The 13,925-nt window shown below is 64.9% G+C and carries 13 protein-coding genes; 5 read left to right on the forward strand and 8 right to left on the reverse strand.

All coding sequences use genetic code 11. The features are described from left to right. Positions 1 to 27: 27 nt before the first annotated feature. Complete coding sequence (locus FB548_RS10230) at positions 28 to 1,149, forward strand: PepSY-associated TM helix domain-containing protein (RefSeq protein WP_255470494.1); 1,122 nt, start codon at positions 28 to 30, stop codon at positions 1,147 to 1,149. Between the two features lie 182 nt (positions 1,150 to 1,331). On the opposite strand, the gene FB548_RS10235 is transcribed toward FB548_RS10230, so the two are convergent. From FB548_RS10235 to FB548_RS10245, 3 genes are all read right to left on the reverse strand, one after another. After that, on the reverse strand, positions 1,332 to 2,714 hold the full coding sequence (locus tag FB548_RS10235; protein ID WP_142124690.1) for an aldehyde dehydrogenase family protein: 1,383 nt from the start codon (positions 2,712 to 2,714) through the stop codon (positions 1,332 to 1,334). 106 nt (positions 2,715 to 2,820) lie between these two features. Next, entirely contained in the window at positions 2,821 to 4,476 is a 1,656-nt protein-coding gene (locus tag FB548_RS10240) for an acetolactate synthase large subunit (protein WP_142124691.1), read from the reverse strand. A 150-nt stretch (positions 4,477 to 4,626) separates the two neighbouring features. Next, the gene (locus tag FB548_RS10245; protein WP_142124692.1) at positions 4,627 to 4,863 is read right to left on the reverse strand and encodes a hypothetical protein; all 237 of its coding nucleotides are present in this window, start codon (positions 4,861 to 4,863) and stop codon (positions 4,627 to 4,629) included. A gap of 379 nt (positions 4,864 to 5,242) precedes the next feature. Here FB548_RS10245 and FB548_RS10250 point away from each other — a divergent pair, with 379 nt between their 5' ends. Genes FB548_RS10250 through FB548_RS10265 form a run of 4 tightly spaced genes read left to right on the forward strand, consistent with a single transcriptional unit; the run spans position 5,243 to position 9,171 of the window. Continuing rightward, on the forward strand, positions 5,243 to 6,070 hold the full coding sequence (locus tag FB548_RS10250; protein ID WP_255470522.1) for a TIM barrel protein: 828 nt from the start codon (positions 5,243 to 5,245) through the stop codon (positions 6,068 to 6,070). A gap of 25 nt (positions 6,071 to 6,095) precedes the next feature. After that, on the forward strand, positions 6,096 to 7,781 hold the full coding sequence (locus FB548_RS10255; protein ID WP_142124693.1) for a GMC family oxidoreductase: 1,686 nt from the start codon (positions 6,096 to 6,098) through the stop codon (positions 7,779 to 7,781). Then, entirely contained in the window at positions 7,781 to 8,356 is a 576-nt protein-coding gene (locus FB548_RS10260; protein ID WP_142124694.1) for a gluconate 2-dehydrogenase subunit 3 family protein, read from the forward strand. Before FB548_RS10255 ends, FB548_RS10260 begins: the two co-directional genes overlap by 1 nt. Positions 8,357 to 8,412: 56 nt before the next feature. Then, positions 8,413 to 9,171 carry a DUF1080 domain-containing protein gene (locus FB548_RS10265; RefSeq protein ID WP_142124695.1) on the forward strand — a complete coding sequence of 253 codons (759 nt, stop codon included), beginning with the start codon at positions 8,413 to 8,415 and terminating at the stop codon, positions 9,169 to 9,171. Positions 9,172 to 9,201: 30 nt separating this feature from the next. On the opposite strand, the gene FB548_RS10270 is transcribed toward FB548_RS10265, so the two are convergent. From FB548_RS10270 to FB548_RS10290, 5 genes are read right to left on the reverse strand one after another with little or no spacing between them, the layout of a single operon-like run. Continuing rightward, on the reverse strand, positions 9,202 to 9,510 hold the full coding sequence (locus FB548_RS10270; RefSeq protein WP_142124696.1) for a cytochrome c: 309 nt from the start codon (positions 9,508 to 9,510) through the stop codon (positions 9,202 to 9,204). Positions 9,511 to 9,527: 17 nt separating this feature from the next. Continuing rightward, on the reverse strand, positions 9,528 to 10,382 hold the full coding sequence (locus tag FB548_RS10275) for a sugar phosphate isomerase/epimerase (protein ID WP_142124697.1): 855 nt from the start codon (positions 10,380 to 10,382) through the stop codon (positions 9,528 to 9,530). A gap of 58 nt (positions 10,383 to 10,440) precedes the next feature. After that, a complete protein-coding gene (locus FB548_RS10280) occupies positions 10,441 to 11,565 on the reverse strand; it encodes a Gfo/Idh/MocA family oxidoreductase (RefSeq protein WP_142124698.1) in 1,125 nt (374 codons plus the stop codon). An 11-nt stretch (positions 11,566 to 11,576) separates the two neighbouring features. After that, positions 11,577 to 12,803 carry a nucleoside permease gene (locus tag FB548_RS10285; RefSeq protein WP_142124699.1) on the reverse strand — a complete coding sequence of 409 codons (1,227 nt, stop codon included), beginning with the start codon at positions 12,801 to 12,803 and terminating at the stop codon, positions 11,577 to 11,579. A 27-nt stretch (positions 12,804 to 12,830) separates the two neighbouring features. Next, the gene (locus tag FB548_RS10290; RefSeq protein WP_142124700.1) at positions 12,831 to 13,883 is read right to left on the reverse strand and encodes a sugar phosphate isomerase/epimerase family protein; all 1,053 of its coding nucleotides are present in this window, start codon (positions 13,881 to 13,883) and stop codon (positions 12,831 to 12,833) included. Positions 13,884 to 13,925: the final 42 nt, after the last annotated feature.

A 13,925-nucleotide genomic window follows, 5' to 3' on the forward strand; every position in this document is an offset into this window, starting at 1 on the left:
CCACCGCCAGCGACTCCATCATCTTCCTTGCCGACCCAGCCCCACAAGGCGGGCGGAAGGCGCCGTTGGTTCGATCTGCACAGTTGGATCGGACTCAAGCTGTGCCTGTTCATGGGCTTTATCTGCCTGACAGGCACCTTGGCGGTGTTTGCGCAGGAAATCGACTGGCTGGTGCACGCGGAAATGCGCGTGACTCCCGGCGAGCAGCGCGCCAGCTGGGGTCAGATGGTCGATGCGGTGCAGCGGGCCCATCCTGACTGGTCGCTTCAAGGCCTGGCTGCACCGCATGCATCGCGCTTCGCCGCCAAGGCCCAGGTGCGTACGAATGATGGAAGGCTGCGGTTTGTCTGGGTCGACCCGTACACCGGCAAGGTGACGGGGGATACCCATTGGTTCAATGCCCACCGTTTCCTGCGCAACACGCATCGCCACCTCATGCTGCCCGTCAAGTACGGCGTACCGCTGGTGGCAGCGCTGTCGATCCCCTTGCTGCTGTCCCTTGTCAGCAGCCTCTTCATCTACAAGCGCTGGTGGCGCGGATTCTTCAGTTGGCCGCGCGGCGACCGGCCACGCCGTCTTTGGGGCGACATCCATCGGTTGCTCGGTGTCTGGAGCCTGTGGTTCGTGGCGCTGATTGCGGTGACCGGCGGGTGGTATCTGGTCGAATCACTGGGCGGCAAGGCCACGCCTCCATCGAAGATCTCGCTGCCCGGGGACGGCAAGGGCGAGAAGGCGGCACCTGCCGATCCTGTGGCCATCGACCGCGCCGTCGCGGAGTTGGCGAAGCGCTGGCCTGAGCTGAGTGTGGCAGGAGTGCAACCCAGTGCGGCTGGCCAGGGCATCCTCATCGACGGACAAGCGCAGGCATGGCTCGTGCGTGATCGAGCCAATGTCGCTGGCTTCGATCTGCGCGATGGTCGTCTGCTCGAGCTCCAGGATGGCCGCGAGATGAGCGTCCATCAGCGCATCGCCGAGATGGCCGATCCGCTGCACTTTGGCTCATTCGGTGGATGGCAGGTGCGGCTGCTGTGGTTCCTGTTCGGCGCTGCGCTCACGGCGCTCAGCTTCACGGGCGTGTACCTGTATGGCCTGCGGGTAGCCGACATACTGCGCTCGGCCCGCAAGCGGGGGCGTCATGAGTCGACCTGACCCCGGTCCTTGGAGACTGGCCTGGCGCAGCATGGGACGATGGCGATGGCTATGGCTGATGCTGCTGATTCTCTGGCTGGCACTGATTCCATTGGAAGCCATGAAGTAGAGCTTGTCGCTGGCGAAGCAAAGGCTGCTTCCGACCTCGGACCAACCGCTAGCTCCCTGGCCTCTGGAAAATCTCAGCTCCTGCGCATCAGGATCATCTTTTCCTGAGTCATGTCGCGCATGGTGTAGGGAATGCCGCCGGTGCCATACCCGGATTCCTTGCGGCCAGCGAAAGGCATCCAGTCGGTGCGAAAGGCGGTAGGGTCGTTGATCATCACCGCCGAGGCATCCAGACGGTTGGCCGCGCGCAGGGCGATATCAATGTCTTGGGCGAAGATGCTGGCCTGGAAGGCGGTGGGCAGGGCGTTGGCGCGCGCAATCGCCTCGTCGAGATCGCTATAGCGGTAGACCGCGACCACCGGGCCGAAGATCTCTTGCAGGGATACCCGTGCGTCGACAGGGGGATCGAGCAGCACCGCAGGTTGCAGCGTCGTCTCAGAGAGGCGTGTTCCGCCGGTAGCGAGCTGGGCGCCGCCCTTGATCGCCTCCTCGATCCATTCCGCGACCCGGTCTGCCTCTCGTGGCAGAATCAGTGGGCCAACCTCGGTCTCCTTCAACGTGGGATTACCGGTACGCAATCTTTCGATGCGAGCGATGAGCCTGTGCGTGAAGTCGTCGGCGATGTCATGGTGGACGTAGATGCGCTGCGTCGATACGCAAACCTGGCCAGCATGGTAAAACCCGCCCTTCACGATCGGCTCGATGATCTTGTCGAGGTCGGCGCTGCGATCGACGATGGCCGGCGCAAGACCACCATGCTCGAGCGCCGAGCGCGCCCCATGGGCGAGCTTGGCATGCAGCGACCAACCGACTTTGGCCGAACCGATGAAACTCAGGAAGGCGACCCGCTTGTCGGTTGCCAGCTTTTCGGCCAATTCATTGCCTTCCGGTACGAAGCTCTGGCACCAGGGCTCGGGTAGGCCGGCTTCATGTGCCATCGCAACGAACTCGATGCAGGAGAGGGGGGTCGTGCCCGCGGGTTTGACGATGACGGGGCAGCCGACCGCGATGGCCGGCGCGACCTGGTGGACGATCAGGTTCAGCGGATGATTGAACGCCGAGATCGCCGCCACGATGCCGATGGGCTCTTTGGTGGTAAACGCCCAGCGATTCTCCGCAGCGGCCGACAGGCCCATCGGGATCTCTCGGCCAGCGAAGTTCCGCAGTTCGTCGGCGGCGTTGTGGACGCCGTCAATGGCGCGCGTTGTCTCGACGATAGCGTCAGGTAGCGGCTTGCCACCCTCGCGCGCGATCTGCATGGCGAGCTGGTCGCGCTTACCTTCCATCAGAAGGGCCAGCCTGCGCAGGATGGCAATGCGCTGATGCGGCTTGAGCCAGCCGTCACGATCCTTGAACACGCGCTCGGCGGCTTGCAGTTTGCGCTCCAGTGCCATGGCATCGTCGGTTCCCACTTCCGCGATCGGTGCCCGGTCGAAGGCCTGCACGACGTTCAGCATGGTGGATTTCCTCACACGTCAGATGCTCGAGGGAGAAGCGGGGCGCCGTTCTCTACGCGGCTCTGCAAGCCGTCATTGACGACCGATGGCGTCGCGACAGATCCGCTCACGCGCACTCCAGGCCGGGTTTCCTATTGCGCAATTCGTCGACCAGAACGCGCGTGTTCTCTGAATAATCGATCGGCACGTCAACCAGATGGACCCCGCCACCGGCGAAGGCGGCTTCGAGCGTCGGCACGAGATCCTGGACTGCGGTCACCCGCGAACCCTTCGCGCCATAAGCTTGGGCATAGCGCACGAAGTCGGGATTGCCGAAGCGCATGCCGAAATCCGCGAAGCCATCGACTGCCTGCTTCCAGCGGATCATGCCGTACGCACTGTCGTTCAGGATGACCACGACCAGGTTAAGCCCGAGCCTCACGGAAGTTTCCATCTCCTGCGAGTTCATCATGAAGCCACCATCGCCGCAGACCGCCATGACGCGACGATGTGGATAGAGCATCGCCGCCATCATCGCGGAAGGCAGGCCGGCACCCATCGTGGCGAGCGCGTTGTCGAGCAGCAGCGTATTGGCGACATGTGTGCGGTAGTTGCGGGCGAACCAGATCTTGTACATGCCATTGTCGAGACAGACGATGCCGTCGTCCGGCATGACCTCGCGCACATCGTGGACGAGGCGCTGGGGCGTGACCGGGAAGCGATCCTCTTCGGCGCGGTCGTTAAGTCGGGCAAGGATCTTCTGGCGCAGCGCGATCATCCCTTCGTCGGGAGACAGGCGGCCTTCGAGCCGCTCGGCGAGCGCTTCGACGGAGACTCCAATATCGCCGATCACCTCGAGATCCGGATGGTAGACCTGCTCGACCGTGGCGGATTGGTAGCCGACATGGATGACCTGCGGTCCGCCGCTGTTCTTCATGAGGAAGGGGGGTTTCTCGACCGTGTCATGGCCGATGGCGACGATCAGGTCGGCACGCGCGACGGCTTCGTGGACATAGTCGCCCTCCGAGAGCGCGGCGGTGCCCATGTAGAGGTTGGAGCCGCCAGTGACCGCACCCTTGCCCATTTGCGTGTTGAAGAAGGGGAGCTGGGTACGCATAACGAAGGTCGATAAGGCCTCGGTCAGCCACGGCCGGCTACCGGCCGCACCGATCATCACCAACGGGCGCTTGGCGGCGAGGATGGCTTCCACCGCCCGGTCGAGCGCGGCAGGAGGGGCGAGGGGACGCTCGATCGGGTGCACTGGAATGACGGGTGCGCTTTCGACCTCTTCGGCGGCGACGTCCTCCGGCAGTTCGAGATGCACCGGCCCCGGCCTCTCCTCCGTGGCAACGCGGAACGCATCACGCACGGTAGCGGGAATGGACGCCGCGCTGACGATCTGGCGCGTCATCTTGGTAAGTGGCTTCATCGACGCGACGATATCCACGATCTGGAAACGAGCCTGCTTGGCGCTCATCAAGGCTTTCTGGCCGGTAAGAAGGATCATCGGCATGGCCCCGAGATGGGCATAGGCCGCACCGGTCGAGAAATTCAGAGCGCCCGGACCCAACGTGGCGAGGCAGACGCCTGGCTTACCCGTGAGCCGCCCATGCGTCGCCGCCATGAAGGCGGCTGCTTGTTCATGACGCGTCAGGACGAGTTCGATGCGTGAGGTCCGGAGCGACTCCAGGAAGTCGAGATTCTCCTCCCCCGGTACGCCGAAAATACGGTCCACGCCTTCGTTCTCCAGCGCATCGACCAGCAAGGCAGAGCCCTTGCGCATAGTTCGGATCCTTATGGCAGTGAATCGGACAGAACTGGGCGGACGTAGTGCATGGGCGAGTCTAGCAAGCGATACGTTAACTGCGTGGAGCCTGGCGGGACCCGGAGTACGGTGAACCGGCGAGGAAAACAACATGAAGAAGATGATGATTCACGACGCCCCGGCGACACCGTGCGTCTGGCCGCCGCACGGGCGAAGGGAATCGGGCCGGCACTCGTCCTTGCCGGACGTGACGAAGATCCACTGCAGGCTCGCATGCTCGCGCTCGATGACCTGGTCGATGTCAGGCGCGGGCTGCAGGACATCAACGTGCCGCTCAACTGCGCCGGTCCGTTCGTGCACACGGTGGGGCCGCTGATGACCGCCAGCCAGCACGCTGCTTGTCATGAGTCATGCGTATGTCGGAGAGGGGCATGGCGCTGCAAACGCGCTTGCTGGCAATCGTGCTGTCGAGCTCACGCAAAGTTCGAATTGTTGTGCTCCGCAGCATGGGAATTCGTGCGTGGCGTCTTGCATCGGAGTGTTCGGCTGCTTTATGGTGCAATCGATTGCATTGAGGCGAATCTTTGAAGCTTCGCGCCGGTTGGGAGGCCGGGATATCGATGTATGTCTATTCGATCAGAACGGCATGCTGCATCTCGTCCGGTGCATGCCTCGCGATGGCAGCGATGTCTCGAACGATAGTTTCGAGCGTCCGCCGGCCGTGGCTGGATCCATGAGCGCGCAAGGCGAGGGATTCACGCGCCGGGATGCGCTGCGCGCCGCCATGTTGGGCAGCGTTGGGCTGGTCAGTGCCGGCCTGATGTCCGGCACCGGTGCAGCGGCGCCGCTCAAAGGCACGCTGAAACATTCCGTCGCCCGCTGGACATTCCCGAAGTTGTCGATTGCCCAGTTGTGCGAGACGGTGAAGGGCATCGGTTTTGCCGCCATCGACTTGGTCGGCCCGCAGGATTGGCTGACGCTGAGAGCGCATGGCGTGTTCAGCTCGATGTGCAACGGCGCAGAGCTTGGTCTGGATAAAGGCTTCGCCGCCACCCAATTCCACGATCAACTGGTCGAGCGCTATACGCGCCACATCGATTTGGTGGCGGACGCCGGTTATCGCAACCTCATCTGCTTCTCCGGCAATCGCAACGGCATGGATCCTGAGGAGGGCCTGGTCAACGCCGAAGCCGGCCTGAAACGGATCCTGGGCCATGCGGAGAAGCGCGGCGTCATGCTGGTCATGGAGTTGTTGAACTCGAAGGTGGATCACCCCGACTATCTGTGCGACCGCTCCGGCTGGGGCGTGGCGCTGTGCGAGCGGCTGGGCTCCGATCATTTCGGCCTGCTCTACGACATCTACCACATGCAGATCATGGAAGGCGACGTGATCGCCACGATCCGCAAGCACCACGCGTTCTTTAGGCATTACCACACCGCGGGCGTGCCTGGCCGGCACGAGATCGGCGAGGACCAGGAACTCAACTATCCAGCCATCTGCCGCGCCATCCGCGACACGGGCTTCGACGGTTACGTGGCGCAGGAGTTCATGCCCACCGCCGCCGATCCCATCGCCTCGCTGCGCGAGGCCGTGCGTCTCTGCGACATCTGAATCCGATATCCACCAGGGAAATCCCATGGCAGACAATCACTACGACGCCATCGTCGTCGGCTCGGGAATCAGCGGCGGTTGGGCTGCCAAGGAACTGACCGAGAAAGGCCTCAAGGTCCTGATGCTGGAGCGCGGCCGTAACATCGAACACGTCAAAGGCTACGTGAACGCGATGAAGGAATCGTGGGATTACCCGCATCGCAATCATCCCACGCAGGAGATGAGGGCCAGGTTCCCGGTCCGCGCGCGTGACGGCGGCCTGGGCGAGAACACGCTGGACATGTGGGCGAACGAGCAGGATTGCCCCTACACGGAAACCAAGCGCTTCGATTGGTACCGCGGCTACCACGTCGGCGGCCGATCACTCATGTGGGGCCGGCAGAGCTATCGCCTGTCGGATCTGGATTTCGAGGCGAATCTGAAAGAGGGCATCGCCACCGACTGGCCGATCCGCTATGCCGACATCGCGCCCTGGTACGACCACGTCGAGAAGTTCGCCGGCATCGCCGGTACCCGGGAGGGCCTGGACGTCCTGCCCGACGGGGAATTCCTGCCGCCCATTCCTTTGAACATCGTCGAGAAGGACGTAGCCGCGCGGATCAATCAGGCCTTCGGCGGCACGCGCCACCTCATCCACTCGCGCACCGCCAACATCACCCAGCCCAAGCCCGAACAGGGCCGGGTGAACTGCCAGTATCGCAACAAGTGCGTTTTAGGTTGTCCGTTCGGCGCGTACTTTTCCACCCAGTCGGCCACGCTTCCGGCGGCGATGAAGACGGGCAACTTGACGCTGCGGCCGTTCTCGATCGTCAAGGAGGTGCTCTACGACAAGGACCGCAAGCGCGCGCGAGGAGTGGAAATCATCGACGCCGAGAACGGCCAGACCTACGCGTACACGGCCAAAGTGGTCTTCCTCAATGCGTCCTCGTTCAACTCCACCTGGCTGCTGATGAATTCGGCCACCGATGTCTGGGAAGGCGGCCTGGGCTCCTCCTCGGGTGAGCTGGGCCACAATGTCATGGACCATCATTTCCGCGTGGGCGCATCGGGCCGCGTCGAGGGGTACGAGGACAAGTACTATTTCGGCCGTCGCCCCTGCGGTTTCTACATTCCGCGCTTCCGCAACGTCGGCAGCGACAAGCGCGCCTACATGCGCGGCTTCGGCTATCAGGGCAGCGCCAGCCGCACGGGGTGGTCGCGCGAGATCGCCGAGCTCAATATCGGTGCGGAACTGAAGGAGGCGCTGAGCCAGCCGGGCGAGTGGCGCATCGGCATGACCGGGTTCGGCGAGATGCTGCCGTATCACGACAACCGGATCAGCCTGGACCCCGAACGCAAGGACAAGTGGGGTTTGCCGGTGCTGGCAATGGATGTGACCATGCGCGAGAACGAGCTCGCCATGCGCACGGACATGGGCGCCGACGCCGCGGAGATGCTGGCGGCCGCGGGCGTCAAGGACGTCCGGGTGCATGACGATGACTACGCACCGGGCATGGGCATCCACGAAATGGGTACCGCGCGGATGGGACGGGACCGGAAAACGTCTGTACTGAACATGCACAACCAGGTGTGGGATGCGCCGAACGTCTACGTGACCGATGGCGCCTGCATGACCTCAGGCGCCTGCGTGAATCCGTCGCTGACCTACATGGCGTTGACGGCGCGCGCGGCGGACCACGCGGTGCGCGAACTCAAGGCGGGGAACCTGTGATGGAACGTCGGGAACTCCTGAAGATGATCGCCGCCGCCACCGGCGCGGCCATGATCGGCATGCCGGCGTTCTCCTACGCGCAGGCGCCGGTTGCCGGCGCTGCGAGCGCCTTTTCCGAAGTCGATGTGGCGCTGCTGGACGAGGTGGCCGATACCATCCTGCCGCGGACCAGCACGCCGGGTGCCAAGGATGCGGGCGCGGGCGCGTTCATGGCCCGGTACGTGGCCGACTGCTACACGCCGCAGAACCAGGCGATCTTCCGCGACGGTCTGGCCGATCTGGATCGGCGTGGCGGGCAAGGATTCCTCTCACTGTCGCGGGACGCGCGCACCACACTGCTGCGTGCGCTGGATGCCGAGGCCAGGGCGGGGCTGGGTACCACCGCGAAGGAAGGCGGTGTGAACCCGGGGCCGCTGACGCCGCACTACTTCACGATGCTCAAGCAGCTGGCGATCTTCAGTTTCTTCACATCGCGCCCGGGCGCGACCGAGGTGCTCCGCTACATGCCTGTGCCGGGCCGCTACGACGGCGAACTGGGCTACACGCCGGGCACGCCGGCATGGGCCACCGAATGAGCAGCCTGTACCGTCCGTCCGCGCCCCGCGCGTTCACGAGAACCTCCATGACCCCGATGACAAGATCCATGCTGATGGCGACCTGCCTGCTGGCCCCTTGCGTGTTGGCCGCAGCGCCCGCGATCGCGCAAGCCGCCAGCGACCCGCAGCGCGATCCCGCCAGGACCGAAGTCTGGAAGCCAATCCCGGCGATGGTCGCCACGCCCCGCGATGCCGCGCCGTCCGATGCCGTGGTCCTGTTCGATGGCAAGGACCTGTCGGCGTGGGAGGGAGAGCAGGGCGGCGAGGCGGGCTGGGCGGTGGCCGACGGCGCGTTCACGGTGGTGCAGGGCAGCAAGGGCATCCGCACGAAGCAGCGCTTCTGCGATATCCAGCTGCATGTGGAATGGCGCACGCCTGCCGAGACCCGGGGTTTCGATGGGCAGCAGCGCGGCAACAGCGGGATTTTCCTGCAGGAGGTCTACGAACTGCAGGTGCTGGACAGCTACGACAACCCCACGTATCCCAACGGGCAGGCGGCATCGATCTACAAGCAGGCCATTCCGCTGGTGAACGCCTCGCGCGCACCGGGCCAATGGCAGGTCTACGACATCATCTGGAAGGCGCCGCGCTTCTCAGACGGCGGCGGCCTGATCTCACCGGCGCGCATCACCGTGTTGCACAACGGTGTGCTGGTGCAGAACGATACGGTCGTGTCGGGCAAGACCGAATACATCGGCGCGCCCTCGTATCCACCCCACGGCTGCGCCCCGATCTACCTGCAGGATCACGACGCCAGGGTCAGCTTCCGCAACGTCTGGGTGCGCGAACTCTGAGCGGCGCACCGGACGCTCATCCGTCTTCGCTTATTGCTTGAGGAAGGCGACCAGGTCGTCGATTTCCTTTTCCGAGAGCTGGTTGAAGGGCGGCATCAGCCCGCCGCCATTCACGATCTTCTCCCTGATCTGCTTTTCGTCCAGCCGCTTGCCCACGTCAGTGAGGGCAGGGAAGGTGCCCGGAATGCCGGCACGTTCCGCGCCATGGCAGGCCGAACACTGGGTGGCGTAGAGCCGGGCACCGGCCGCCGCATCCCGCGGGCCTCCCGAGATCGCCGGGACCGCGACGGAGGCAGCCACCACGACAGACAGGCCGGCCAACTTGACGAATTTCCCCATGGGGATCACTCCGGTATTCAGCGCGCTGCGTCCGCAGGCAGGTGCTTGTAGAGATAGTCTGCGCCGGCTTTCACCACCGCCGCAGGATCGCGCGGCTGATCGTGCTCGACGATGAACCACTGCACGCCCGCCGCCCTTGCGGCAGGAAGGATCGATGCCCAGTCCAGCACGCCCTGGCCCACAGCGGCGAAGCCGCCCTCGTCCTGCGCCTGGCCCGTGGCGGCGTTGTCCTTGGCGTGGACTGCGAACAGGCGCCCGCGGAACTTGCCCAGCGTCGCCGCTGGGTCGAGCCCGGCGCGCGCCACCCAGGCCAGATCCAGTTCCGTTTTCAATCCGGGGCCGGCCGCTTCGAACAGCAGATCCAGTCCCGTCCTGCCGGCGAAATCCACCAGTTCGAAGTCATGATTGTGATAGGCCAGGGTCATGCCCCTGGCTTGCAGCTGTTTCGAGATGCCGGCCAGTTCCTCGCCCAGGGCCGTCCAGCCGGCCGCGTCGGTCGGCCGCTCCTGTTCGCCCAGATAGGGCACCACCAACACGGTGTTGCCGATCGCCTGATTGAAGGCGACCACGCCATCCAGGTCCGCGCGCAGGTCCGCCAGCTGCACATGGCTGGAGATGACCCTGATCGAATACGTGTCCAGCAACCGCTTCAGTTCGCTGGCGCTGACGTTCTGCGTGCCGACGGTTTCCACCGCCCGCACGCCGGCATGGTGCACGATCTTCAGTTGTTCATCGAGCGAGGCCACATGGCGCAGGGTGTACATCTGCACGGCGATGGGCTCGGCCGGCGCGGCGTCCTTGGCGAAGCCGGGCAGGGAGGACAGGAACAGCAGCGTGGCGGTCGCGACCCTACGCAATGGCATGATGCTCATGGTGTGCTCGGAGTCCGGAGATCTGTGTGGGGGAAAGGAAAGCCGGTCATGTCTTCGATCAGGGAATCGGCGTCCAGGCGCGTGACCTGGCCGAGGCGATGACGCGATCGACGATGAGCGCCGAACGCCGCCCGTCCTCGAACGTCGGCAGCCCTTCGGGCCGTTCGGCGACGATGGCGCGGTAGGTGTCGGCGACAAACGCGTCGAAACAGTTGCCATAGCCCTGCGCGTGACCGGGCGGCAGCACCGACAGCCGGCGTTGTTCGGCGCTTCCCGCTCCCGGACCGCGCACGAAGATCTCCTCGCGCTGGTTGGGCAGGCCGATCCAGAGCCGTTCGCTGTCTTCCTGATCGAAGGCCACGCTGGCTTGCGCACCGTCGATTTCGAACCACAGGCGGTTCCGGCGTCCAGCCGACACCTGGCTGACGGTCAACGAGGCCAGCGTGCCGTTGCCGGTCTTGAACAGCGCCGCGGCCACGTCTTCGCTGGATACCGGCTGCATCGCGCCGCCCGCCGCGGGCGTTGAGAAACTCAGCCCGGTGGTGGCGGCGCGATGCGCGATCACGGTTTCGAAGGTGGCGCTGACGTCCACGAAACGTTCGCCGCTGACCCATTCCACCAGGTCGCACCAGTGCGAACCGATGTCGGCGAAGACGCGCGACGCGCCGCCCAGCGCGGGATCCACGCGCCAATTGTTGCTGGCCGGGTCCAGCAGCCAGTCCTGCAGGTAGCTGCCATGGATGAGCCGCAGCGGCCCCAGGTCGCCGTGAGCGATCCGCGCGCGCGCTTCGCGAACGACCGGGTGATAGCGGTAGACGAACGGCACCGTCGCCACTAGGCCGGTGGAGGCCGCCAGCGCGGAGAGCGCTTCGGCATCCTGCAGGGTGGTGGCGAGGGGCTTCTCGCAGATCACATGCTTGCCGGCTTCCAACGCAGCCTGCGCCATGGCGCGGTGCAGATGATTGGGGGTGCATACATGCACCACCTGCACCTCCGGGTCGGCGAGGGCGTCGCTGAAGTCGCGATAGGCGCGCGGCACGTCCCATGCTTCCGCCACTTCGGCGCCACGTTCCGGCGATGACGCACTGATGCCACGTACGACCGCGCCGGCCAGCAAGGCCGCGCGACGATGCACCGCACCGATCATTCCGGTGCCGACGATGGCGACCCCGAGCTTGCCCATGCGACGGCTCCTCAGCTGACGGACGACGTGGAGGGCGCACCGGCTGAAACCGGCCGCTCGCGGAACAGCAGCAGGAAAGCCACCAGCACGACGAAGGCCACAGCCGCGGGGAACAGCCAGATCTTCTGCCAGTCCGGGCCCGCCGCCGTGGTGTAGTGCTCAACGACCGCACCGGACAGGAAGGTGCCGATCAACATGCCCACACCATAGGTGGCCAGCGTGATGAACCCTTGCGCGCTGCTGCGCACCGCCGGGCCCGCGTGGGCGTCGGTGTAGATCTGGCCGGTGACGAAAAAGAAGTCGTAGCAGATGCCGTGCAGCACGATGCCGATGACCAGCAGCGCGAACCCGCCGTCGGCGTCGCCATAGGCGAACATCCCGTAGCGCACCACCCACGCCGCCATGCCGATCGCCAGCATGGTCTTGACGCCCAGCCGCGCGAACAGGAAGGGCATGGCCAGCATCAGCAGCACTTCGGATACCTGGCCCAGGGACTGCAGGCCGGCCGCACCGCGCACACCCAGGTCGTTGAGGTACGGATTGGTGAAGTTGTAGTAGAACGACAGCGGCACGCAGATGGCGATCGAGGCCAGGAAGAACACCAGGTACGAGCGCGACTTCAGCAGGCGCAGCGCGTCCAGGCCGAGGATCTGGCCCAGCGAAGCGTTGCGCTGCTGCGCGAGCGGCGGCGTGTGGGGCAGGGTGAAGGCGTACAGTCCCAGCATCAGCGACGCAGCCGCGGCCATGCGGAAGGTGAGCTCCAGTCGATGCGCCTGTTCCCACCCCAGCCAGCCGATCAGCACGCCGGCGACGATCCAGCCGATGCTGCCCGCGACCCGCACGGGTGGGAACTGTTTTTCGGGCGACCGCATGTGCCGCATCGCCACGCTGTTCGCCAGGGCCAGCGTCGGCATGAACAACAGCATGTAGGCCATCACATACGCGGCGAACGCGTCGAAGCTCGTCGCCGTGGACGCGAACCACATCAGCACCGCCCCGGCCAGGTGCAGCACCGCCAGAATGCGTTGCGCGGCGAAGTAGCGGTCGGCGATCAGTCCGACCAGAAACGGCGCGACGATGGCGCCGATGGACTGGCTGAGGAAGGCGGTGGCGACCTGGCTTGCGCTGGCCTTCAGCGGGCCCTGCACCAGATAAGTGCCCAGGGTGACGAACCATGCCCCCCAGATGAAGAACTGCAGGAACATCATCGCGCTCAGGCGCGACATGGCGAACGTCATGACTTCCCCTCCCAGGTCGGTGTTCGGTCAGAGCCCCAGCATGCAGCGCAGTGTTTCCCGACTCGCACCGCTGTCGGCGAAATCGTCGAAGGCGCGCTCGGTCACGCGGATCAGATGGTCGCGGATGAAGGCGGCGCCTTCGCGCGCGCCGTCTTCCGGATGCTTCAGACAGCATTCCCATTCCAGTACGGCCCAGCCGGGGAAATCGTACTGCGCCATCCTCGAGAAGATGGCCTTGAAATCGATCTGGCCATCGCCCAGCGAGCGGAAGCGGCCGGGACGGTCGATCCAGTTCTCGTAGCCGCCATAGACGCCGCTGCGCGCACTGGCGCGGTACTCGGCGTCCTTGACGTGGAAGATGCCGATGCGTTCGTGGTAGCGGTCGATGAAGCCGAGATAGTCCATCTGCTGTAGCAGCAGGTGGCTGGGGTCGTAGAGGATTTTGGCGCGCGGATGATGGTTCACTGCGTCGAGGAACCGTTCGAAGGTCGCACCGTCGTGCAGGTCTTCGCCGGGATGGATCTCATAGCAGAGGTCGACGCCGTGGGCATCGAAGGTGTCCAGGATGGGACGCCAGCGGCGTCCGAGTTCGACGAAGGCCTCTTCCACCAGGCCCGGTGGCCGCTGCGGCCAGGGGTAGAAATAGGGCCAGGCCAATGCACCCGAAAACGTGGCATGCGCGGTCAGTCCGAGTCGCTGGCTGGCCTGCGCAGCCACTACCATCTGTTCGACCGCCCACGCCTGCCGGGCGGAAGGATCGCCGCGCTTCTCCGGCGGGGCGAAGCCGTCGAACAGGCTGTCGTACGCGGGATGTACGGCGACCAGCTGGCCCTGCAGGTGGGTGGACAGTTCGGTGATGCGGATGCCATGCCGGTCCAGCATGCCGGCGACATCGTCGCAATACGCCTGGCTCCGTGCCGCCTGCGCCAGGTCGAAGATATGGGGCGCGCTGGTGGGCACTTGTACGCCAGAATAGCCGAGCCCGGCCGCCCACTCGGCCAAGGTATCCAGCCGATCGAAAGGAGGCTTGTCACCGATGAATTGCGCCAGGAAAAGCGCGGGACCCTTAAGTGTCTTCACGGCAATCGGCCTTGATGCAATCGATTGCATCATCCTAGCATG

Source organism: Pseudoxanthomonas sp. 3HH-4, assembly GCF_006716465.1.
Lineage (GTDB): Bacteria > Pseudomonadota > Gammaproteobacteria > Xanthomonadales > Xanthomonadaceae > Pseudoxanthomonas_A.

Bases quoted from the DNA above. Each gene is read 5' to 3' on its own strand.
- FB548_RS10255 (WP_142124693.1), top strand. From the start codon at position 6,096: ATGGCAGACAATCACTACGACGCCATCGTCGTCGGCTCGGGAATCAGC.
- FB548_RS10270 (WP_142124696.1), bottom strand. From the start codon at position 9,510: ATGGGGAAATTCGTCAAGTTGGCCGGCCTGTCTGTCGTGGTGGCTGCC.
- FB548_RS10250 (WP_255470522.1), top strand. From the start codon at position 5,243: ATGTTGGGCAGCGTTGGGCTGGTCAGTGCCGGCCTGATGTCCGGCACC.
- FB548_RS10280 (WP_142124698.1), bottom strand. From the start codon at position 11,565: ATGGGCAAGCTCGGGGTCGCCATCGTCGGCACCGGAATGATCGGTGCG.
- FB548_RS10275 (WP_142124697.1), bottom strand. From the start codon at position 10,382: ATGAGCATCATGCCATTGCGTAGGGTCGCGACCGCCACGCTGCTGTTC.
- FB548_RS10285 (WP_142124699.1), bottom strand. From the start codon at position 12,803: ATGACGTTCGCCATGTCGCGCCTGAGCGCGATGATGTTCCTGCAGTTC.
- FB548_RS10245 (WP_142124692.1), bottom strand. From the start codon at position 4,863: ATGACAAGCAGCGTGCTGGCTGGCGGTCATCAGCGGCCCCACCGTGTG.
- FB548_RS10260 (WP_142124694.1), top strand. From the start codon at position 7,781: ATGGAACGTCGGGAACTCCTGAAGATGATCGCCGCCGCCACCGGCGCG.
- FB548_RS10235 (WP_142124690.1), bottom strand. From the start codon at position 2,714: ATGCTGAACGTCGTGCAGGCCTTCGACCGGGCACCGATCGCGGAAGTG.
- FB548_RS10265 (WP_142124695.1), top strand. From the start codon at position 8,413: ATGACAAGATCCATGCTGATGGCGACCTGCCTGCTGGCCCCTTGCGTG.
- FB548_RS10240 (WP_142124691.1), bottom strand. From the start codon at position 4,476: ATGCGCAAGGGCTCTGCCTTGCTGGTCGATGCGCTGGAGAACGAAGGC.